Origin of the sequence: Pontibacter aquaedesilientis, from assembly GCF_014773225.1 — a bacterium.
In the GTDB taxonomy this organism is placed as follows: Bacteria; Bacteroidota; Bacteroidia; order Cytophagales; family Hymenobacteraceae; genus Pontibacter; species Pontibacter aquaedesilientis.
This window is the reverse complement of sequence record NZ_JACXAJ010000001.1, coordinates 1,021,623-1,043,396: the sequence shown is the minus strand read 5'-3', so window position 1 is coordinate 1,043,396 and position 21,774 is coordinate 1,021,623. Positions and strand designations below refer to the sequence as shown.

At 52.5% G+C, this 21,774-nt stretch carries 17 protein-coding genes; 1 reads left to right on the top strand and 16 read right to left on the bottom strand.

The features are described from left to right. Positions 1-25: 25 nt before the first annotated feature. Entirely contained in the window at positions 26-1,798 is a 1,773-nt protein-coding gene (locus H9Q13_RS04555) for an efflux RND transporter periplasmic adaptor subunit (RefSeq protein ID WP_191182530.1), read from the top strand. 10 nt (positions 1,799-1,808) lie between these two features. On the opposite strand, the gene H9Q13_RS04550 is transcribed toward H9Q13_RS04555, so the two are convergent. The 16 genes from H9Q13_RS04550 to H9Q13_RS04475 all read right to left on the bottom strand — a co-directional run bounded on the left by H9Q13_RS04550 (position 1,809) and on the right by H9Q13_RS04475 (position 21,722). Beyond that, positions 1,809-2,336 carry a GreA/GreB family elongation factor gene (locus H9Q13_RS04550; RefSeq protein ID WP_191182529.1) on the bottom strand — a complete coding sequence of 176 codons (528 nt, stop codon included), beginning with the start codon at positions 2,334-2,336 and terminating at the stop codon, positions 1,809-1,811. A 148-nt stretch (positions 2,337-2,484) separates the two neighbouring features. Continuing rightward, positions 2,485-3,405 carry a lytic transglycosylase domain-containing protein gene (locus tag H9Q13_RS04545; protein ID WP_191182528.1) on the bottom strand — a complete coding sequence of 307 codons (921 nt, stop codon included), beginning with the start codon at positions 3,403-3,405 and terminating at the stop codon, positions 2,485-2,487. A 209-nt stretch (positions 3,406-3,614) separates the two neighbouring features. Then, on the bottom strand, positions 3,615-4,760 hold the full coding sequence (locus H9Q13_RS04540; RefSeq protein WP_191182527.1) for an alpha/beta hydrolase-fold protein: 1,146 nt from the start codon (positions 4,758-4,760) through the stop codon (positions 3,615-3,617). 38 nt (positions 4,761-4,798) lie between these two features. After that, on the bottom strand, positions 4,799-5,749 hold the full coding sequence (locus tag H9Q13_RS04535) for a GNAT family N-acetyltransferase (RefSeq protein WP_191182526.1): 951 nt from the start codon (positions 5,747-5,749) through the stop codon (positions 4,799-4,801). 675 nt (positions 5,750-6,424) lie between these two features. Further along, positions 6,425-7,879: an NADH-quinone oxidoreductase subunit N gene (locus H9Q13_RS04530; protein WP_191182525.1), complete on the bottom strand. Its 1,455-nt coding sequence runs from the start codon at positions 7,877-7,879 to the stop codon at positions 6,425-6,427. A 6-nt stretch (positions 7,880-7,885) separates the two neighbouring features. Next, positions 7,886-9,493 (bottom strand): NADH-quinone oxidoreductase subunit M, encoded by a 1,608-nt coding sequence (gene nuoM, locus H9Q13_RS04525; protein WP_224744053.1) that lies wholly within the window; start codon positions 9,491-9,493, stop codon positions 7,886-7,888. Beyond that, positions 9,490-11,376, bottom strand: a complete 1,887-nt coding sequence (gene nuoL / locus H9Q13_RS04520; RefSeq protein WP_191182524.1) for an NADH-quinone oxidoreductase subunit L — start codon at positions 11,374-11,376, stop codon at positions 9,490-9,492. Before nuoL ends, nuoM begins: the two co-directional genes overlap by 4 nt. Positions 11,377-11,380: 4 nt before the next feature. Then, on the bottom strand, positions 11,381-11,689 hold the full coding sequence (gene nuoK / locus H9Q13_RS04515; RefSeq protein WP_191182523.1) for an NADH-quinone oxidoreductase subunit NuoK: 309 nt from the start codon (positions 11,687-11,689) through the stop codon (positions 11,381-11,383). After that, positions 11,686-12,243 (bottom strand): NADH-quinone oxidoreductase subunit J, encoded by a 558-nt coding sequence (gene nuoJ / locus H9Q13_RS04510; RefSeq protein ID WP_191182522.1) that lies wholly within the window; start codon positions 12,241-12,243, stop codon positions 11,686-11,688. Before nuoJ ends, nuoK begins: the two co-directional genes overlap by 4 nt. Before the next feature lie 3 nt (positions 12,244-12,246). Continuing rightward, the gene (gene nuoI, locus H9Q13_RS04505; protein ID WP_191182521.1) at positions 12,247-12,762 is read right to left on the bottom strand and encodes an NADH-quinone oxidoreductase subunit NuoI; all 516 of its coding nucleotides are present in this window, start codon (positions 12,760-12,762) and stop codon (positions 12,247-12,249) included. Between the two features lie 324 nt (positions 12,763-13,086). Beyond that, positions 13,087-14,064 carry an NADH-quinone oxidoreductase subunit NuoH gene (nuoH, locus tag H9Q13_RS04500; RefSeq protein ID WP_191182520.1) on the bottom strand — a complete coding sequence of 326 codons (978 nt, stop codon included), beginning with the start codon at positions 14,062-14,064 and terminating at the stop codon, positions 13,087-13,089. Next, the gene (gene nuoG / locus H9Q13_RS04495) at positions 14,034-16,769 is read right to left on the bottom strand and encodes an NADH-quinone oxidoreductase subunit NuoG (protein WP_191182519.1); all 2,736 of its coding nucleotides are present in this window, start codon (positions 16,767-16,769) and stop codon (positions 14,034-14,036) included. The genes nuoH and nuoG overlap by 31 nt, the downstream gene beginning before the upstream one ends. Next, complete coding sequence (gene nuoF / locus H9Q13_RS04490) at positions 16,751-18,052, bottom strand: NADH-quinone oxidoreductase subunit NuoF (RefSeq protein WP_191182518.1); 1,302 nt, start codon at positions 18,050-18,052, stop codon at positions 16,751-16,753. The genes nuoG and nuoF overlap by 19 nt, the downstream gene beginning before the upstream one ends. 19 nt (positions 18,053-18,071) lie before the next feature. Further along, positions 18,072-18,536, bottom strand: coding sequence for an NADH-quinone oxidoreductase subunit NuoE (nuoE, locus tag H9Q13_RS04485; protein ID WP_191182517.1), 465 nt, complete (start codon positions 18,534-18,536; stop codon positions 18,072-18,074). Between the two features lie 234 nt (positions 18,537-18,770). Continuing rightward, a complete protein-coding gene (gene nuoC, locus H9Q13_RS04480) occupies positions 18,771-20,519 on the bottom strand; it encodes an NADH-quinone oxidoreductase subunit C/D (protein ID WP_191182516.1) in 1,749 nt (582 codons plus the stop codon). A gap of 564 nt (positions 20,520-21,083) precedes the next feature. Next, positions 21,084-21,722 carry an NADH-quinone oxidoreductase subunit B gene (locus tag H9Q13_RS04475; RefSeq protein WP_191182515.1) on the bottom strand — a complete coding sequence of 213 codons (639 nt, stop codon included), beginning with the start codon at positions 21,720-21,722 and terminating at the stop codon, positions 21,084-21,086. Positions 21,723-21,774 lie beyond the last annotated feature (52 nt).

The window sequence follows — 21,774 nt, the reverse complement described above, 5'->3', positions numbered from 1 at the left end:
CAAATAGACTCAGAATTCAAAAAATATGAACGCTAGAAATAAAAAAATCGGAACCTATCTACTCGTGGCCTTGGGCGGTTTGCTGCTGGGCTGGCTGCTGTTTGGCGGACGGAGTTCGGAACCGGAGCATGAGCATACCGAGGAAGTAGCGGGCGCTACAGAGTATACCTGTTCCATGCACCCGCAGATCAGGCAGGACGGACCCGGTAAATGCCCGCTTTGTGGTATGGACCTGATTCCGGTGCGCAATGGTGGGAGCAATGACAAAACGAACCCCTATGTGCTGGAAATGACGCCGGAGGCCATCGCACTATCCAACATCCAGACCACAAAGATGGAGACGGTGAACCCCGAAAATGAATTATCGTTGTCAGGGCGGGTGGCATTGAATGAACAGCAGGTATCTTCTATCACAGCCAAGTTTCCGGGTCGTATTGAGCGGCTCTATGTGAACTTCACGGGTCAGGAAGTGCGCCGGGGGGAGCGACTGGCGTCGCTCTACTCACCGGAACTGATCACGGCGCAACGCGAACTGCAGGAGGCTGCCCGCGCAAAAAGTCTGATGCCGGAACTGTATGAGGCTGCCCGCTCCAAACTGAAGCTTTGGAAGCTGACTGACGCGCAGATCCGGCGAATTGAGAATGCCAAGGACATCATCACGCAGTTCGACATTTATGCCGATGCCGCCGGTGTGGTGACAGAGCGTCTGGTCAATACCGGCGACTATGTGGCGACAGGCACCGCGCTGTTTGAAGTGGCTAATTTATCTTCTGTGTGGGTGGTGCTGGACGCGTATGAGGCTGACCTGGCCTGGATCAAGCAAGGCGGCAATATCACCTTCACGGTACCCGGCATACCAGGCAAGGAGTTCACCGCCAAGGTAGCCTTTATTACCCCGGTGCTCGATCCTACGACACGTGCCATTGAGGTGCGGGCGGAAGTACAGAATCCGGGCAACCAGTTGAAGCCGGGCATGTTTGCGGACGCACGCATCAGGACATCGACAGGTGCAAAAGAAAAGTCGCTGTCGGTGCCAAGTAGTGCTGTACTCTGGACTGGCAAGCGCTCGGTCGTTTATGTGAAAGTGGATGGGCAGGATATGCCGGCTTTTGAGATGCGCGAGGTGACACTGGGGCCCCGCATGGGCGATCGGTATGTGATAGCGTCCGGTTTGCAGGATGGCGAGGAAGTGGTAACCAACGGCGTTTTTGCCGTGGATGGCGCCGCTCAGTTACGGGGTAATTACAGTATGATGTCCATGCCGCCGGCAGGAGGTCCAAAAGCCCCGGAAACTTTCCAGAAACAACTCACCGAGGTCATTAACCAATACTATGCCTTAAAGAATGCATTGGTGGCATCGGATGTGCCGAAAGCCCGTCAGGCGGCAGGAACCTTTGCTCTGAAACTGGGCGAAGTTGACATGGGCGCTCTCGATGGAAAGCTGCATGACCAATGGATGGCGCTGCTGCCAACACTGAAGTCCAATGCCGAGGCTATTCAGAAAAGCCGTGATCTGGAAAAACAAAGGGCTGCTTTCTCACCTTTGTCTGACCATGTGATCGAGGCTGTGAAGGTATTCGGGATTCAGCAGGAGGTAGCCTACATACAGTCGTGCCCTATGGCATTGGGCGATAAAGGGGCATACTGGTTGAGTGAGTTGGAGGATATCCAAAATCCTTATTTCGGGCAGGCCATGCTAACATGCGGCGAAACCGAGGAGACCTATAGAAGGGGGCAGCGCACTGGTGCCGCTGATGCTGCAACCCCAGCAAGAGCGCCTCAAGGACATCAGCATTGATCTGATCTCGTTAAGAAGTTTGGTCATACCTGATTTCCTGTACCTCCACTTCGTCTTCTAAGCGGCCTAATTTGAGGAGCAGTTTTTCTCCGACTTTGGCACCCGTCACGGCCTGGGCAATAGGAGCTACAAATGCAATCAGGCCTTGCGTGACGTCGGCTTCGTCTACGCCCACGATGGTAAACTGCCGGATGGTGCCAGGTTGGCTGCCACGAATGGTGCGTAGCCTGACTGTTGCCCCAAAACGGACTTCGTCGGTGGTTTGCTCTTGTGGGTCAATGACTTTTGCGCTGGCTATTCTTCCGTTTAATGCGTTTAGCTTACCGTTAAGGATAGTGAGTTGGCGGGTGCGGTCCGCATCGTTTTCGCGGTTGGCTTCTACGGCGCTGCGTTCTGTCTCCAGTGCTTCCAGCTCGGCCCGAAGCTTTTCTAGGCCCTGCGGACGTACATAGTTGGGAACGCCAGCAGGCAGGGCGGCCCGGGGCGGAATGATGGGCGCTTCGCCTGCGTCGTCTTCTTTAACAAATGCTCTGCTCATGCCCCGTTATACAGCAAGGGAGCGACGGATGTTTCCGTCGCTCCCTTTTTGCTTGGTGCAGGTATAAGCCTGTTGCTATACCTGATGGCGGTACTTTATCTACATTTGCCTCATTGGAAGTCTTGCGTCTTTATCGTTGAACCTAAACCTACATCGGCATTTGCAGAACATAGGTTTTACCATCCGGTACTGTCAACTTATATCCTCTAATCCAGGGGTTGTAGAGGCGGAGGGTTTTGTAATTTATACCTTGCTCCAATGCGAAAGCCGGCAGATCCGTGATTGTTTTGTTCACGGTGAGAGGTTTGCTGGTGAGCGGCTTATACCCATGTTCTTCGGGCAGATCGAAGCCGTATTTTTTTGGATTGCCCAGTATTTCTTTCAAAGCCAGAATGCGGAACATGTAGCGCGAGGTCTCATCGTTCAGGTATAGGTCGTAGTAATCAGAAACGCCCTGCTGTTTCATGGCACGGTCTATACCGCCCATTCCGCGATTATAGGACGCGGCGGCGTTAGTCCAGGTTCCGAACTTGGATTTAGCGGTTTTCAGGTACCGGCAGGCTGCCAGGGTCGATTTTTGAATATGGTAGCGTTCGTCTACTTCGCTGTTTACAATCATGCCGTAGCCGCGGGCTGTGTCGGGCATCAACTGCCAGAAACCGGACGCGCCGGCAGGCGAAGTAACATGACTTAACAGACTTTCGGCCAGCGCCAGGTATACAAAATCTTCCGGAATGTTGTTCTCCTGGAGCATTTGCTTGATTTCTGGAACGTAGCGCTGCATGCGTTTGAGGGCCATCAGGGTGCTGGTGTGCAGGTAGGCATTCGCCAGCAATTCACGGTCTAGGCGCTCTGCTACATCGGGCACATGCAAGGGCACAGGCTCACCAGCAAAGGTAATGGCATCGGGCAGGGCAGGGGAGCTGAACATTTGCCTGTTTGACTCAAACACTTTGCCGTTGCGCTCATTCGGTGTCGCGCTTAGTTTCAGGGTGTTCTCACTGCTTAACTGTAAAATCAGTAGCGGTGCTACCAGTATCCATCCGTACTTCAAAAATTGCTGTCCCATAACGTGCTCCTTTCTTTTACCTGTCTTTATAACCGGAAAGTTGTAAGATAATTGTTCTTCAAGATAAGGAAAAATGCCATAAGGTTCCAGAGCGCCATGGTGTTGTATAGCGCAGGCAGTGAAATAAATGACTGAAAGCAGGTTGAGAGCAGAAAATGTAAAATATATGTTTTTTACTATTCAGAGGCCATCTTAGGTATAAACGTCCGCTACTTCCCCAATAGAAAGATCAGTGCCTGTGGCAGGCGTTTTGCCCAGGCGGCTTCGTTATGCTGTGCCTGCTTGTCGTGTACCCAAAGGTAGTCTTTGCCTTCGCGGTAGCCCTTCTGCTGCAAGGCTGTCAGCATATCGTCTATACCTGGTTGCAGACGGGCTTCTAGGTCAATGCCTCCATTATCAATGTACAACTTAAGCTTCTTCTTGCTGCCGCTATAGGCCTGTACATCCTTAACATAATCGATGTGCATGATCTTGAAAGCCGGGGACATGCAGATCGCCTTGCTGAATACGCCCGGGTATTCCCAAGCCAGCATAAACGCCATGATGCCGCCTGCTGATGACCCGCCGGTAAGGGTATGCTTAGGGCCGGTTTTCGTACGGTAATGCTGGTCTATCAGCGGCTTGACGGTATGCACTACAAACTCCATGTAAGCACTGCCCTTTTCTCCAGGCACATACTCTTGCATGCGATCCGCTGTGTTATTTATACCTACTATAATAGTAGGTTCCATTTTACCGTTTCTGATGAGGCTGTCTGCTGTTTCGTCAATGCGCCAGTCCACACCGAAAGAGCTGGTGGCCGGGTCGAACACGTTTTGGCCGTCGTGCATGTACAACACCGGATAGCGCCTGTTGCCCTTCTCATAACCCGGCGGAAGCCAGACCACTACATCGCGGCTTTTCAAACTGTCAGCAGTCAGGTTGTGGTGGTAAACAACCTGACCGGTTATGCCTCCTGTTATTTGCTTCTTTGAATCTCTAGAGAGCCAGTATTTTAACTCATGACGTACCAGGGTATCCCGGCTTACTTGCAGGTTGAAATTCGGTAAAGGCTGGCCCTGTTCGTTGGCTGCCTCTCTTTCCCAGGAACCCAGCGTGAATTTATAGGCGATTGACTTTTCTTTCAGGTACAGCTGCTTGCGCCAGGTGTGTTCACCGGTATACTCCATTGCCACTTTGGACGGGTTCCAGTTGCCGAGTTCCGGCGTGCTGCCGGTCAGGTATACGCTGGCGTCCTGCGGGAGAGTAGGCGCATAAACGGAGAATATGACTTTAGTACTGTCAGGTTGATGCACCGCAAGAGACAGGTATGGCTGCGACAGGAGGCAAAGGAAAATCAACAAAAAGAATCTCATAGGTATAGGATATGCTGCAGGTAAAGATACAGGATTTGTCAGAGACACCGGACATCAACAGTGATGCGTTTGTGCGCGTCGAATTCCTGGGTGCTTACCAGGTAGTAGCTGAACGCATTGATGGCGCTTTTGTGCAGCGCCCTGTAGACAGGGTCACTTGGCTGACAGCAGATCTGGATGTAATTTATTCCTTCCTTGTAAAGCTGAAGCGATACCTCCGGCAAAGTGTTGACGTTGCTGGAGGTCAGGTTGAAAACAGTCACTGTTTTGAGGATTGAGCCGACCACTGGAACATATTTGTTGATGCGGATGAGCCGACTGCCAAGCAACATGCCGCCACTTAAAACCGGGTTGACTGATTTCACCCTAAGTTGGTAGAACTTGTGCGTTTTCCAAAGCCCGAGTCCGCTTTCGGTGGTTTCGTAATAATCTGTAAGCTTGTCATGGCTGGAGAGGAGGTCTACTTTAAACCGCGTGTCATCAATGTTATTCGAATCGACCCTAATCGTTTTGGCAGTAGGAAAAGAAAGGTATAGGAACTCGTAAAGATGGGTATTCCTGTAGGACCTGGACAGCAGTTGGAGCGTGGGCAGGTTGTTTATCTTCGTAGTGGTGAACTGCGGGGCGAGTTTCTGAGGGTTGAAGAATTGATTGGTAACATGTTGTGTGATAGTCTTGCCTATTCCCAGGTTCCGGAACGCAGGGTTTACAAGCACATCGAATCCAAAACCGGCACGATGCAGGTTTCCTTCCAGGCAAAGGGGCACTTCCGCCCCAATTCCGCAGGCTACTGGTTTTGTGCCCTCCTGCAGTACCACGTAGGCCGCATGCTTTTCAAAGGTTTCAGCCCGGCTGAGAAAGTGCGGTCGCGACATTTCCATCTTTATCAGAAACCCCTGTGCTGTCATCCGCTCCAATTCCAGTAAGTCTCTTTCGTAGGCGGGACTAAAAGGAACTATCTGGAAGGTATCTTTCTTTTTGGTGACCATGCTCTCTGGCTATCCCTTTATATTTCGATGTATTTTTTTGGTTTCTACCTGCATTTTTCAATTCAGATGTTCCGTCGTTTGGTTCAATTGTCTGTAAGAAAATTAAATGTCGTGAAGAATTGCTAAGTGCTTTTATCATACTGGCAGGACCCTCCACCTGCTCTGCCCAATGCTTTCTCGCTCACATGTTTTCTGTTTGTTGAGAAAGAGGGTGGCTCTAGTTCGTTGCTATTGTTGGTAATTTATGAACTGAGGGAATCGTACAACCGACTATAGAATTTTAAGGCTACCTGCTACCCAAAATCGGTCACTGATATTTTCTTTTCATCCTGATACAGGAATACAGGCTGGCAATTTGAATGTTCTTCTTGTCAAGAGTCAGTCTTCCCCACAATAAAAGCTATGCCAATAACCCAACGCTTGACATTTCCCGAGATTACATCCTATTCCAAACGGCAGTAAACAGATACTAAGATGTACGAAATATTATGTGATTAAGGCAATAAATACTTTGGTTTTATTGAGTTATTAATTTGGGTATTAGTTGCATGTGATCATGCTGGACAGGTTGTGTTACCTCCCGTTATCTGAAGGAAACCTGTGAATTGTCGAAGTCTAAAAGAAAAAAGGCTCTTTCCATGGAAAGAGCCTTCGAATTGAACTGTATGTAAAATCTTATGGTACTGTCGATACAATCAATCCTTGGATTACCTGCAACAAACCTGACGGGTATACACCAATATAAACCAGCAGCAGCGCCAGAATAGTTAATGTCCCGACACTGGCTAAATAGATGGATGGCCGTAGTTTGCCACGCGGCTGCACTTCGGTGTCGGCTTCCGGCTGCTGGAACATGATGGCTACCAGCCGGATGTAGTAAAACAGGCCTACGACACTATTGAGCGCCAACATAACTACTAAAAGCCAGAGCTGCGTATTCACCCCTGCCGCCAGGATGTAGAACTTACCGACAAAGCCGGCCGTGAGCGGTATACCTGCCAGCGAAAGCAGCATTGCCGTGAAGACCGCCGCCGTCCAGGGTCTGCGCCAAAGCAGGGCGCGGTAATCCTCCAATTGCTCGGCGTCTCGCTCCTTGTCCGACAGCATGGCCACGACGCCAAAGGCCCCGACGGTGGTAATGAAATAGGCCACCAGGTAAAAGGTCACCGCTTCTACGCCCATCTGGTTGCCCGCCAAAAAAGCCACCAGTAAGTAACCTAAGTGGGCAATGGAAGAATAGGCGAGTATGCGTTTCACATTGCGCTGCAACAATGCCAGCAGGTTTCCGGCGAGCATGGATGCAATGGCCACGATGGTGAAAATGAGCACAAGTGTCGGGTAGCGGAAACCATCGACTTCCATGAAAAAGCGAATTAGTACACCCAGTACACCGCCTTTCGAAACGGTGGCAATAAAAGCCGTGACCGGAGCCGGAGCGCCTTCATACACATCCGGTGCCCACATATGAAAGGGCACCACACTTAGCTTAAAGCCAATGCCGACAATCATCAGACCGAAGCCTGTGAGCATAAGCAGCGGTAGTTCCGTAAAGCCCGACATGGCCGCGGCTATACCTGCAAATTCCATGGTGCCGGTGCTGGCGTATACTAGGGCCATCCCGAAGAGCAAAAAAGCAGAGGAAAAGGCGGCCAGAATCAAGTACTTTATACCTGCTTCGTCAGAGCGCTCCCGTGTGCGCAGGTAGGCGATAAGGGCATAAAGCGACACGGTGAGTATTTCCAGGCCCAGGAATAGGGAAGCGAAATGCTTGCTGATGACCAATACGCATGCCCCGATGGTGGCTAACAGGAGCAGGATGTAATACTCTTCCTTGCGTTCTTCCCTTTGCTCGAAGTAGGCATAGGACAACATACTGATGAGTAAAGCAGTGAGCAAAATCATGCCGATGTAAAACACGCCAAAACCATCTATGACCAGCAGCGGCTCGATGGTATAGCGGCCAACATCGCGAAGATCGAACAGCGAGGCAAAAGCAGCCAGAAATGAGACAGCCGTAATCACATACATAATTTTATGGTTGCGTCCCACCGCTATCACCAGCATAGACACCAGCACCGCAACGGTGAGGATGAGCAGCGGCATGAGGTGTTGGAAATCAGTCAGGGTCATGGCGTATCAATTTGAAGATTTAGTGATTTGGAGATTTGAAGATGGCTTGGTTTCTTCCGGGTTTTTCGTGCCAGTTCTCTTTATATAGATGGTTTTCTTTGCAGGTACATCAACGCGAGCAACGGGCACCTGTTCTTGGGCAGGCTTAGTGTAAGCCTGTAATTGCTCCTGTATACTCGGGCGTGCCGTGTCGAGAATGGGTTGCGGGTACAGGCCGAGCCACAAAATCATTGCCACCATAGGTATAGCAATAAGCATTTCGCGGGCGTTCAGGTCAGGTAGTGCTTGCTCCATGCGGTTGGCTTCGAAGAAGATTTTCTGCATGATGCGCAGCGAATAGATGGTCGCCATGACTAATCCGATGGTCGCAAAAACCGTCAGCCAGTTATTGGCCTGCCACGAGCCAACCAAAGTCAGGAACTCTGCGATGAAATTGCCAAGTCCGGGCAGGCCAAGCGAGGCCATGACGAAGATGAGTGCGATAACGCCCATCTTGGGAGCCGTGGACCAGAAGCCGCCCATTAGCCGGATGTCGCGGGTATGCAGGCGCTCGTACAAAAATCCGGCGATGATGAAGAGAGCGCCCGTGCTCAACCCGTGCGTGATCATCTGCATGACAACGCCCTGCAATGCCCACTCATTAAAGGAAAAAACACCCAGTATCACAAATCCCATGTGGCTCACACTGGTATAGGCCACCAGTCGCTTCAGGTCGGTTTGCGAGAAGGCCAGAATCGCTCCATAGATAATGCCGATAACACCGAGCAGCATGGCCCAAGGCGCGAACTCTACGGTGGCCGTCGGGAAGAGTGGCAGCACGAAACGAAGCAAGCCATACGCCCCAGTCTTGAGCAGCAGTCCCGCCAGGATCACGCTGCCTGCGGTCGGTGCTTCGGAGTGGGCGTCGGGTAGCCACGAGTGGAACGGCACGACGGGTAATTTTACCAAGAAAGCCACCAGGAAACCGAACATGAGCAAGCGTGCCGCCTCAGGTGCCAAGGTTGTGTTGAGCAGTTCGAAATAGCTGAAGGTATAAACGCCTGTTTGGTTGCCATGGATGAAGTAAAGCCCGAGGATGGCCAGCAGCATGAGCAGGCCAGAAGCCTGTGTGAATAGGAAGAATTTATAGGCGGCGTAACGGCGGTTTTCGTGTCCCCAAATGCCGATGAGAAAGTACATTGGAATGAGCATGATTTCCCAAAAAAAATAAAAAAGGAAGAGGTCCATGGTCAGGAACACACCCGTAATGCCAGCCAGCACCCATAGCAAATTAAAGTGGAAGAAAGCGACTTTGGTGTGAATCTCCCGCCACGAGATAAGCACCGCCAGCAAACCCAGAAAAAAGGTGAGCAGTAGCATGAGCAGACTCAATCCGTCCAGCGCCAGACTGAAGCGGATTCCCCATTGCGGCACCCATGGCTGGGAGAACTGTATCAGCCACGCCGAACCTAAAACAGGTATAGGGTTGCTCAGCCACAGGTATAGCGTCATCCCAAAAACGGCCATTACCGAACCCAGCGCCACCCAGCGGGGAAGGGCACGATTCACTTTTCCGGAAATCCAGGCCAGCACGCCGCCAGCCATCAGTATCACAATCAGCCAGACCAGTATCATAGCAGTAGACTTATGGTTAGAATCATAATCGCCCCGACGACCACGCCCATCACATAGTTGCGCATCACGCCGGTCTGGGTAGTGGAAAATAACCGGTGCAGCCCTTGCGTCACATTGGCAAGGAAGGTATAGAAGCCGTCGATAAAGTCGTTTTTATTTACCTTGGACAGGTAGACATAAGGACGCACAAAAAGCACGTCATACAGTTGGTCGAAGCCCCAACCCGAGTGCCAGAAACGGTGTATCGCCATGGCCAGTTCGGAACGGTGAATGCTCTCGATGAGCTCCGGTTTTTTGTAGTAGAAGAGATAAGCGATGAAAATACCGACCAGCGAAACCACTGCCGCCAGCAACTGTAACATCCATTCGTACTGATTGAAGTCCGGCACGACACTTACAGCCGGCAGGATAGGGGTGAGGAAGTCCGAGAACAGCACCACATGACCGAAATTGTGCGGCAATTCAATGAAACCACCTGCAAAGGAGAGAATGCCCAGGATTATCAGCGGCACTGTGATCGCCCAGGTCGGTTTGTGGCCCACGTGGGTTTTCTCTTTGCCATAAAAGGTGAGGAAGACCATCCGGAAGGTATAGATGGAAGTGATAAAAGCGCCGAGCAAACCAGCCAGGTATAGCCAGATGTTTCCGTTCTCACCTGCCAGCTGCAGCCACAGAATCTGGTCCTTACTATAGAAGCCAGCCGATACCAGCGGGAAGGCCGCGAGTGAGGCTGCGCCAATCAGGAAGGTATAGAACACGATGGGTAGTTTTTTACTCAGACCACCCATATTGCGCATGTCCTGTTCGTGGTGCAGTGCCAGAATAATCGCCCCGGCGCAAAGGAAGAGCAGCGCCTTGAAGAAGCCATGAATCATGAAGTGGAACACTCCCGCCGACCAGGCCCCCACACCCAAAGCCAGGAACATATAGCCCACCTGACTGATGGTGGAGTAGGCGAGCACCCGTTTGATATCGTATTGTGTGAGCGCCGCAAAACCTGCGACGAGCAAGGTAACAGCGCCAATCACCGCCACTGCCGTCATGGCCGCAGGAGCCAGTTCAAACACCACGTGCATGCGGGCAATCAGGTATACGCCGGCCGTTACCATGGTGGCCGCGTGTATCAGCGCACTCACCGGCGTCGGACCTGCCATCGCGTCGGGTAGCCAGGTCTGCAGTGGCAACTGACCGGACTTGCCAACCGCACCGCCTAATAGTAAGAAAGCAATAATAACAGCCGTTTCAGAACCTATTGTCCACGTCTGTACCGCTTCCGTGGAAATACTTTGGATATGGAGTGTGCCGAATTGCTGGAATAGCATGAACAAACCGATGGCCATGGCCGTGTCGCCGACGCGGGTGATGATAAAGGCCTTTCGGGCGGCATACCCGTTGGCGGGTTCCTTGTACCAGAAACCGATGAGGAGGTAGGAGCAGAGGCCCACGCCCTCCCAACCAAGGTATAGCAACAGCAGATTATCGGCCATCACGAGCATGAGCATAGAGCCAACAAAGAGGTTCATGCAAGCGAAGAAGCGGGCGTAGTCTTTGTCTTCAGCCATGTACTCGGTGGAGTAAATGTGAATCAGAAAACCCACGAAAGTGATGACGAAAATGAAGACCATCGAGAGCGCATCGAGGTGAAAAGCGATGGAGGGACTGAAGCCCGCCACATCAAACCACTGCCAGACTTCCTGCCGAATAAAGGCCGGCCTGGAAGAAAGATACTCTATACCTAAAACTAGCGTGATAGCAGCTGAAATGCCGACACTTCCGACCCCGATGGTTGAGACCAGCCCACGCGCAATGCGGTTGCCGAAGATCACCAGCAAGAGGGCACCGGCAAAGGGCAGGGCGGGGATTAACCAAAGTAATTCTCCCATAGTCTTATCCTTTCATAAAGTTTGCTGCGTCGCTGTTGAGCGTCTTCAGCTGGTGATAAATCTGCAGTATCAGGGCCAGACCAACCGACACCTCGGCGGCGGCCATTGTGAGGATGAAGATGAACATGATCTGTCCGTCCGGCTGTGCCCAGTGACTGCCCGCCACAATAAAGGCCAGTCCGGCGGCATTCAGCATAATCTCCACTGAAATGAGCATGAAAATGATGTTGCGGCGAATCAGCACACTGATGAGTCCCAGCATGAACAACATGCCAGCCAGCAGCAAGCCATATTCCATTGGTATAGTCGTCATAGCACGGCGCTCCTTTCTTTTTGCGGTTCCTTTTCCTGCAGGAAGCGGTGGATGACTTTTTTCTTCTGTCTACCCAAGTGATAGGCACCTACTATACCTGCCATCAGGAGGATACCAGACAGTTGCACACCCAACACATAGGGTCCGTACAGCGCCAGCCCGACAGCCCGTGCGTCGACGTAGCCACCAGTCGCTGGAGTAGCAGGCATTTCGGCGATGACCAACAGGTATACCAGTTCAGCCAGCAAGACAAAAGAGAGCAGGGCAGGACCGACCCAAAGTTTCGGTTGAAGCCAGGCCTTTTCCTGTTCCACATCTTCGCGGGTGAGGCTCAGCATCATGATGACAAATATGATGAGCACCACGATGGCCCCGGCGTAGACAATAACTTCGAGGGCAGCCATAAAGGGAGCGCCCATGGTCAGAAACACCACCGCGACGGCCAGAAAAGAGACCACCAAATAGAGCAGGGCATGAATCATGTTGTAGCGCGTGATGACCATGATGGTGGCCAACACAGCGACGGCTGCAGCTATATAAAATGTAAGTTCCATAGGCTAGGGGAGTAAACTTTTGATGTCAACTGGAGGGGATTCGTTCTCGGCTTCGCCCTTGCCTTTTCCGCCGATGGCCAAGCCTGCTACCTTGTAGTAGTTGTAGCCATGGTACTTGCCTTGTCCGTTGATAAGCAGGTCCTCTTTCTCATACACGAGGTTCTGTCGGTTGTACTCGCCCATCTCAAAATCAGGTATGAGTTGGATGGCGTAAGTCGGGCAGGCGTCTTCGCAAAATCCACAAAAAATGCAGCGCGAAAAATTGATGCGGAAGAACTCAGGATAACGACGGCCAGTCGGGTCTTCGGTGGCCTGCAGCGCAATGCAATCCACGGGGCAGGCGGCGGCACAGAGGTTACAGGCCACACAGCGCTCGCCCCCGTCAAGGTCTCGCGACAACACAATGCGGCCCCGCCAACGCGTCGGGAGAATGGCCTTTTGCTCTGGATATTGAATGGTTTCCCGCTTGTGAAACGCATGCAGAAACGTAAGCCACATACTGCGCAATAAACTAAACATAAGTGCTCCTTTCGTTTATCGTTGTTATTGTCATCATCATTCGCTGTTTCGGATTTGCAATCCGGAACCTATGTATTTGCGGATTTGTAATCCGCTTTTGTGTTAGTATCTAAAGCTGTTGCATGGCGGAATTACCCCATCCCAACCTTCCCCTAAAAACAGGGGAAGGAGCTTGTTCACGATTGTCATCCTCCTGCCCCTCCCAGATCTAGTCCGGGATCTTCGACTTCAAAGGGGGACTTCTCTGCACGAGTATTCCCCTCTTGGGAGGGGCAAGGGTGGGTTAATCATTCCCGAAATTCCCCTCCTGTTTTTAGGAGGGGGTTAGGGGGAGGTATAACCATCATTCAGCCACAACAAAACCCCTGCCGTCACAACCAGATTCAACAGGGTCAGCGGCAGCAGATACTTCCAGCCGTACTCCATCAATTGATCATACCTAGGCCTTGGCATGGAGGCACGCAGGAGAATAAAAATCATCAGGAAGAAAGCTGTTTTGAGAATGAACCACACGATGGGCGGCAGGAAATCCGGGCCGAGCCAGCCACCGAAAAACAGGACTACCATCATACAAGAAATCAGAGTGATGCCCATGTATTCGCCAATGAAGAACATGCCGAATTTCATGCCGGAGTACTCCGAGTGGAAACCGGCTACCAGTTCACTTTCCGCTTCCGGCACGTCAAAAGGCAGGCGGTGCGTTTCGGCTATACCTGCAATGAAGAAGATGATAAAGCCGATGAATTGCGGAATGAAGAACCACAAGCCTCGTTGTGCTTCCACTATCTCACTCAAGCTAAAAGAGCCTGACATCAGTACCACACCCATCAGCGAGAGTCCCATAAAAACTTCGTAGGAAATCATCTGCGCAGCGCCCCGCATGGCACCCAGCAAACTGTACTTGTTATTGGAAGCCCAGCCACCCAAAATAATGCTGTAAGCACCCATCGAAGACATGGCCAGAAAGAACAATAAACCGATGTTGAGGTCGGCCACCACAATCCCAGGCGCAAAGGGAATTACAACAAAGGACATGAGCACTGTAACTACCACAATGGCTGGTGCCAGGATGAAGACCGGCTTATCTGCGAAAGGCGGAATCCAGTCCTGCTTGAAGAACAGTTTGATGGAGTCGGCGGCCACAATCAGCAAGCCGAAAGGGCCAGCGCGGTTCGGCCCATACCTGTCCTGAAAAAGGGCCAGACCGCGTCGCTCGACCCAGATAAGCAGGGCAGCCACATTGAGCATGACGAAGAGCACGCCACCGATAATCAGTAAGTAGTTTGGGGTTGCTGTTTCCATTTTAGTTCTCGGTTTAGTGTGGCCCATGCAGGCAATTCGGCATAAGGTTTACCCGGCAATCCGGCGGGCATACCTGCGGTGCCGCTACGGATAATCGGACTTATTTTCACGGGCAGTTGGTATACCTGCCCTTCAATGGTAAAGCTCAGGCTTTGGCCTTCCTGCAGTTTCATCTGGATGGCATCTTCTTCGTTGAGCAGCACATAAGGCTCCGGTGCCCGCTCCACGATGGGCGGGGAGTGCATACTCAGTTCTTCTGAACCGAAGATGTGATGAAGCGGCAGCATGTAAAGGTGGCCTTCCAGCGGCTGGAATTTCTGCGGCACCGTCTGGGTATAGGGTGCGGTATGGCTGGTGTTCGGTTTGATCAATCGTAAACCCGGGTCGCCGCCTTTGAGGTTTCCGCCTATTTCCTGTTGGTACTTGTTGGTGGCCTGCGCCGAGTTCCAGCCCGGAGCCCAGAAAAACGGGATCATGGAGGAAGGCGGCTGGCCGCGGTAGCCTTCCATGGTATAGGAGAGCGGTGCGTCGGGGTCAACGGGCGGTTTAGGCTCGCTTACATTGATGTTGGCCAGCATAGCGGTGCGGCCACTGAAACGGTGCGGTGCCCGCGGAATCTTCTGTCCGGCAATACGGAAATCAGTGCCTGGCGCTACGGCGTCAACACCTTTAAACTCCGGCATTTCTTTCACCATGGCCTGAAGCACGTCGTCAAACCCATGCCAGTGGCTGATACTGTCGTGTGCCAGTAAGGTACCCAACTCACCCAGCCAGCGCCAGCTCTCCTGCAGGTCTTCGCCAGTCGGGTATACCTGAAAGAAGCGTTGCGCCCGGCCTTCGTTGTTTATAAGCGTGCCATCGGCTTCAGCGAAGGTACCAGCGGCGAGTAAGATGTCGGCTTCTTCGGTGGTGGCGTTGTGCAGGTGGTCCAGCACCATAATGTTTTTGGCGGTCTTCAGGAAATTGGTCACCATACCTGCTCTAGCCCGACGGTAGAGGTCGTTCTCCAGGATAATGACTGTATCGGCATAGCCATTGAGCACCGCTTCGAACGCTGACTCCAGTTTGTGGCCACCCAGCATGGCAAGTCCCATGCTGTTGCATTCCGGCAGGGTGAGCACTATACCCGCTTCTTTCTTTTTAGCTACCAGTGCATTGGCAATATTGGCAGAGGCCATCAACACCCGTTCGTTACCGCAATGTGTTCCGGAAATCACCAATGGTTTTTTCGCAGCCATCAGTGCGTCTGCAATCAGTTGTGCTAGCTGAATTTCATCTTCGTTCAGCCCCTGCACTTCCGGGAAATCAGCATGGATAAAATTAGCTACTGCAAATCCCAGACGGGCAATGGCGTCCGATGAATCATGGTAGGTATGGGTGGCGATTTCATCAAGTTTAGTGTCGTGGATGGTGGCGATGAAAAGCGGACCCATTTCGTCCTGCAGTAACTCCCGCACCGCAGCGTCCTGCCAAACCGGTATGTTGGCTTTCGAGATATGTTCCAGGGCGGGTTGCTTGCGTACGGATTGCCGCACGGCCAAAGCCAGCATGGGGGCGGTGTTGATCAGGTCTTCACCCAAGATAAATATGGCATCGGCCTGCTCCACTTCTCTTAGTGATGGTGTTCGGGCTGCGCCTTCTTTCAGAATTTTCAGTGCCAGGTCCACCAAGTCGTGCTCGGTGTCGGATACGCCGTGATGGAAGTTGTCATCGCCGACCAAAGTTTTCAGCATGAAATTCGACTCCAGCGAAGCTCGAGGCGAACCTATTCCTATCACGCTGCCGGTTCGGAAAGCCGCGGCGGCGGCCTGTAGCGCGGTAAGTTTGTCAGTTGCTTCAGGCAGTTGCGCACGCACCAGCGGCTTGCGGATGCGGCCGACGTGGTTCACGTGCTCGTAGCCGAAGCGGCCGCGGTCGCAGAGGAAGTAGCCGTTCACTTCGCCGTTATACCTGTTGGTGATGTTGCGCAAAGTGCCATAGCGTTCGCCTGCCGAAATGTTGCAACCTAAGCTGCAGTGGTGGCAAACGGAAGGGGCCATGGTCAGGTCCCATTTGCGTGTATAGTGCTGTTTCAGGGTTTTATCGGTGAACACACCGGTCGGGCACACTTCCACTAGGTTGCCACTGAACTCGCTCTCCAGCACGCCGTCCTCGTGGCGACCAAAATACAGGTGGTTGTGGGCGGCGAACACGTCGAGGTCTTTCCCGCCGGCATAGTCTTTATAGTAACGCACGCAGCGGTAGCACTGTATGCAGCGGTTCATTTCGTGGTTGATGAACGGCCCGAGGTACTGGTTGATATAGGTGCGTTTGTCGAAGCGGTAGTTGCGGTAGTTGTGGCCCGTCATAACGGTCATGTCCTGCAGGTGACAGGAGCCACCTTCGTCGCACACGGCGCAGTCGTGGGGGTGATTGGTCATGAGCCAGCCAATCACATGCGCCCGAAACTCCTTGGCTTCCATGTCGGCGATGGAAAGGCGCATGCCGTCGCGCACCTGTTCCATACAGGACATGAAAAGCTTGCCCTTGGTGTCGTTTTCGTCCTTGTATACCTTCACGGCGCACTGCCGACATGCACCGATGGAGCCCATGGCAGGGTGCCAGCAAAAGTAGGGGAGGTCCTTGCCGAGGGTGAGGCAGGCTTCCAGCAGGTTTTTGCCAGCCGGTACTTCGTAAGATTTGTCGTCTATATAGATGGTTGCCATACTTTTGCTTTGCTCCAGGGACAGTGGTGTTCGTGAATGTGTCGTTCAAAATCCTCTCTGAAGTATTTCAGAGCGCTCTGCAAGGGTTCCATGGCGCCGGGGGCAAGGGCACAGAATGTGTTACCGGGGCCGAGGTATTTGGTATGAAAGTCGAGTGTGAGGAGGTGTTCAGGTTTGCCTTCACCCCGGTCTAAGGCCAGCAGGATTTTCTCCACCCAAGGCAGGCCTTCGCGGCAAGGTGTACAGAAGCCGCAGGACTCCTGCGCAAAAAAGTGCTGCAGGTTGTGCACGAAACCCACCGGGCAAGTCTGGTCGTCGAGAATAATCATCGTGCCCGTACCCATTCGACTGCCAGCCGCCTGAATGGAGGTATAATCCATAGGCACATCCATATGCTCTTCTACCAGAAAATCCGTGGAAGCACCACCCGGCAAAAGTCCTTTGAAGAGGTAGCCGTCCTGCATGCCGCCGCCGTGCTCTTCAATCAGTTCGCGGATAGTCGTGCCCATCGGCAATTCCCAGCAACCAGGCATTTTTACACGACCGCTGATGCCGTAGAGCTTGGTGCCTGCGTCCTGGGTTTTGCTCAGGCCTTTGAACCACTCCGCTCCGTTGTTGATGATGTGCGGCAGACAGCAAAGCGTTTCCACGTTGTTTACGATAGTTGGTTTGCCAAACAGTCCGCTTACCTGCGGGAAAGGCGGTTTGGCGCGTGGGTTCGCCCGCTTGCCTTCGAGGGCATTGAGCAGAGCCGTTTCTTCGCCACACATATACCGTCCCACGCCGGTATGCAGGTGCATGTCCAGACTGAAGCCTGAACCCAGAATATTCTCACCCAGATATCCCGCTTCGTAAGCTTCGTCGAGTGCCTTGATGATTTCCCGTGCCGCCACCTTGTAAGCCCAGCGCATGAAGATGTAGGAAATACTCGCGTCGATGGCATAGGCCGCCACAATCATTCCTTCTATTAACTGGTGCGGATTGCCTTCCAGCAGCACGCGGTCCTTGAAGGTGCCGGGCTCCATCTCGTCGGCGTTTGCCACGAGGTATTTCGGCTTGGCCGCTTCAGGTCCCATCGGCACGAAGCTCCATTTCAGGCCGGTATTGAAGCCCGCTCCGCCACGGCCCCGCAGGTCGGAGGCTTTGACCAGATTCTGCACGTCGGCAGGGGGCATCTCTTTCAGGATTTTGCGCACGGACTGGTAGCCGCCCACTTTCTCGTATTCTTTGAGGGAGAGCGGTGCGCGTCCGGGGACAATGTGTTGGGTCAGGGGCTTCTCCATGGGTATGCCCGCTTGGGTTTTAGGTATACTTTTCCAGAATCTCGTCCAGTTGTTCCACCGTCAAGTCACGGTACAGGTCGTTGTCAATCATAAGGGCCGGGGCACGGTCGCAGGTGCCGAGGCAGCAATTTGGGAGCAAGGTAAAGCGGCCATCTTCGGAGGTCTGGCCGTATTGGATGTTGAGTTTTTCGTAAAGTCGGTCGCGTATACTCTCGTAGCCCATCACCCAGCAACTGATGCTGTCGCACACCAGAATCACATGCCGCCCCACGGGTCTGCGGAAGATCAGGTTGTAGAAAGTGGCCACACTATCCAACTCCGCCGGCGACATGCCCACATAGTCCGCCACATCTTTCAGGCTTTCATCCGATACCCAACCATGGCTGTTCTGCACGATTTTCAGCGCTTCGATGCACGCATTCTTCGGCGATGGCACCAAGCTGATTTCATGGTCGATCTTGTGTTTTTCTTCGGTAGTGAGCATTTTGCTTGAATGGTTTAATTGTTTATTGTCTGAATCAGGATTTACAGGATTTTAAGATTTTCAGGATTTACTCATACCCCATAATTAATATTAAGAATCCTGTTAATCCCTTAATCCTGTAAATCCTGATTGAGACAAATATTTCTTTCACGATTCGGACAGGTCGCGGCCTGTCCCTATAGGTATAAATTTTTAACTCCTAAACTCTCAAACTCCACAACTCCTAAACTCCAATCACCTATCAATATCCGCCAGTACATAATCCATGGCGCCCAGTATGGAAAGCAAATCCGCTACAGTATAGCCGCGGGTGATGTAGGGGAGCATTTGCATGTGCGGGAACGAAGGAGTGCGGATGCGTACCCGGTAAGGGGAAGTGTTCCCATCACAGGTCAAATAGTAGCCGTTGGCTCCTTTGGTCGCTTCGATGCAGCTCATGGCCTCACCCGGCGGTATGACCGGTCCCCAGGTTACGCCCAGAAAGTGCGTTATCAAGGTCTCGATATCGTGCATGGTGTTTTGCTTGATGGGCGGCGTAGTGATAGGGTGATCGGACTTGTAAGGACCGGACGGCATGTTCTTCACGCATTGCTCGATGATGCGCAGACTTTGGCGCATTTCAGCTACCCGCACCACGGCCCGGTCGTAGCAGTCGCCGTTGGAGGCGGTAGGCACTTCAAAGTCAAACATTTCGTATCCGGAATAGGGGCGCATTTTGCGGAAGTCCCACTCGAAGCCACAGGCACGCAGGTTGGGTCCGGTGACGCCCCATTCAATGGCTTCGTCTTTGGTGAAAATGCCGATGCCGACAGTGCGGGCTTTGAAGAGACTGTTCTTCATCACCATCCCATCGTATTCTTTCAGACGTTTCGGGAAGTAATCGATGAAGCGCTGCACCAGTTGCTCCCAGCCTTTGGGGAGGTCCTGCGCCACGCCACCAATGCGGAACCAATTTGGGTGCATACGGCCCCCGCAGATACCTTCGATGATGTCGAATATCTTTTCGCGGTCGGTGAACATGTAGAACACTGGCGAGAGCTGGCCCACATCCTGCGCAAAAGTACCGTACCATACCAGGTGACTGGCAATGCGGAATAACTCGCACAACATCACCCGGATATACTTGACCCGCTCCGGCACCTCAATACCAGCCAGTTTCTCCACGGCCTGCAGATAGGCAAGGTTATTCATTACGCCGCCCAGGTAATCTACGCGGTCGGTATAGGGGATGTAGGTATGCCACGACTGCCGCTCGCCCATTTTCTCGGCCCCGCGGTGGTGGAAGCCTATGTCAGGTATAGCGTCTACGATGTCTTCGCCGTCGAGCTGCAGGATAATGCGCAGCACGCCGTGCGTACCGGGGTGCTGCGGACCGATGTTGAGAAACATGAAGTCACTGTCGTCGCTTTGTCGTGCCAATCCCCATTCTTCGGGCTTGAACTGCAGAGCCGATTGCTCAAGGTCCATCTTATCGTCATAGAGTTGGAAAGGTCCCATCTCTGTGGCGCGCGCCGGGTGCTCTTTGCGAAGCGGGTGGCCTACCCAGGTGCGCGGCATGAGGATGCGGGATAGATGCGGGTGGCCTTCGAAGCGGATACCGAACATGTCGTATACTTCGCGTTCGTACCAATTGGCGTTCTGCCAGAGCCCGCTAATGCTGGGAGCTTTCGGGAAATCTTCCCGGAGGCCGGCTTTCAGTCTGATAAAGGAATTGCGCTCAAAAGAGAAGAGGTGGTAGATGAGCGTGAAGCTGTAAGGTATATGGCCGTTCTCAGGCTTGCGGGTGCGTTCATCAATGGCTGTCAGGTCAAAGAGGAGAGGGAAGGGCTGCGGCAGGTCGTGCTTCAGGAATTTCAGCACTTCCGGCACATGGTCCACCGGGAGCCAGAGGGTGAGGATATCATCCTTGGTGGTCTGGGGCTTGAACGTGTCATCGCCATACCGCGACCGGAGTTGCTCCAGTATGCCGCTGTTGTTATTCATGGTAGGAGGCCATTTGAATGTTGTTGAAATATGTTAACTCATGTACTCTCTTTCTTTTTATGCTAAGTTGATTTGTCTATACCTATACCTATACCTATACCTCTAGCTATACCTTACTGGCGTAGCAACAGCAATCGCGAATTGCTACTTAACTTCTTTCATAGTTTCGCCTGTGCGGCGGGCACTCACTTTTTTCCTTGATGAAAAAAGTAAGCAAAAAAATCAAGACGCTTTTAAACTCGCTGAACGCTCAAACACAAAACCGTCGGCTGTGCACCGGGCTGACGTCGTCTGCTTCGTTGCCACCTTGTGAGTTACTCTTTCATTGCGTGCCAGTAGTGTGTAACTTTCACTACAGGGCTTATACTTTAACCCTTAGCAGTCCCAGATTCCCCGCCTTAGACAAGTCGAAGATCCCGGACTTGTGTCGGGAGAGGGGTTAGGGGTAGTTGGACCCGGCATCTGTGAAAATCCTGTTAATCCTAAAATCCTGTAAATCCTGATTCAGACTAATTCACAATCCTTAACTCTCAAACTCCTAAACTCCCCAACTCCTAAACTCCATCATATTTCATCCGGCGACCTGAACTCATTCATTTGACTCCAGCGCTCTCTTTTACGTTCTTTCACTTCTATTTTTTCTGGTCGGATCACACCTTGTTCGCCGATTGTCCAGCTTAATGGCCTGCGTTCCTGGCCTACCCGTTCTGCCAGCAACATCAAGCCTTCCATGAAAGCGTCGGGTCGGGGCGGGCAACCGGGAACGTACACGTCTACGGGCAGGAATTTGTCGACACCCTGCACTACGCTGTAGATGTCATACATGCCGCCGGAATTGGCGCAGGATCCCATCGAGATCACCCATTTGGGCTCCATCATCTGCTCATGCAGGCGCTTAATAATGGGGGCCATTTTGATGAAAACCGTGCCCGCGATGATCATGACATCGGCCTCACGGGGAGTGCCCCGGATCACTTCCGCCCCGAAACGTGCCACGTCATACTTGGGGGTCATGCTGGTGGCCATTTCCACAAAGCAGCAGCTTAAACCGAAGTGAAAAGGCCACATAGAGTTCTTGCGGCCCCAGGCAATCAGATCCTGCAGTGTGGTGAGCATGATGCTCTGCTGCACAGTCTCTTCGTAGGAACTGGTACCTGTAACGGCATTGGCCGGCTCATCCGGTTTGCTTAACCACCATTTCATGGGCGTAGATCGTTATTTGTCATACTTTATGAAGCTTCCTCTGACACCTAAT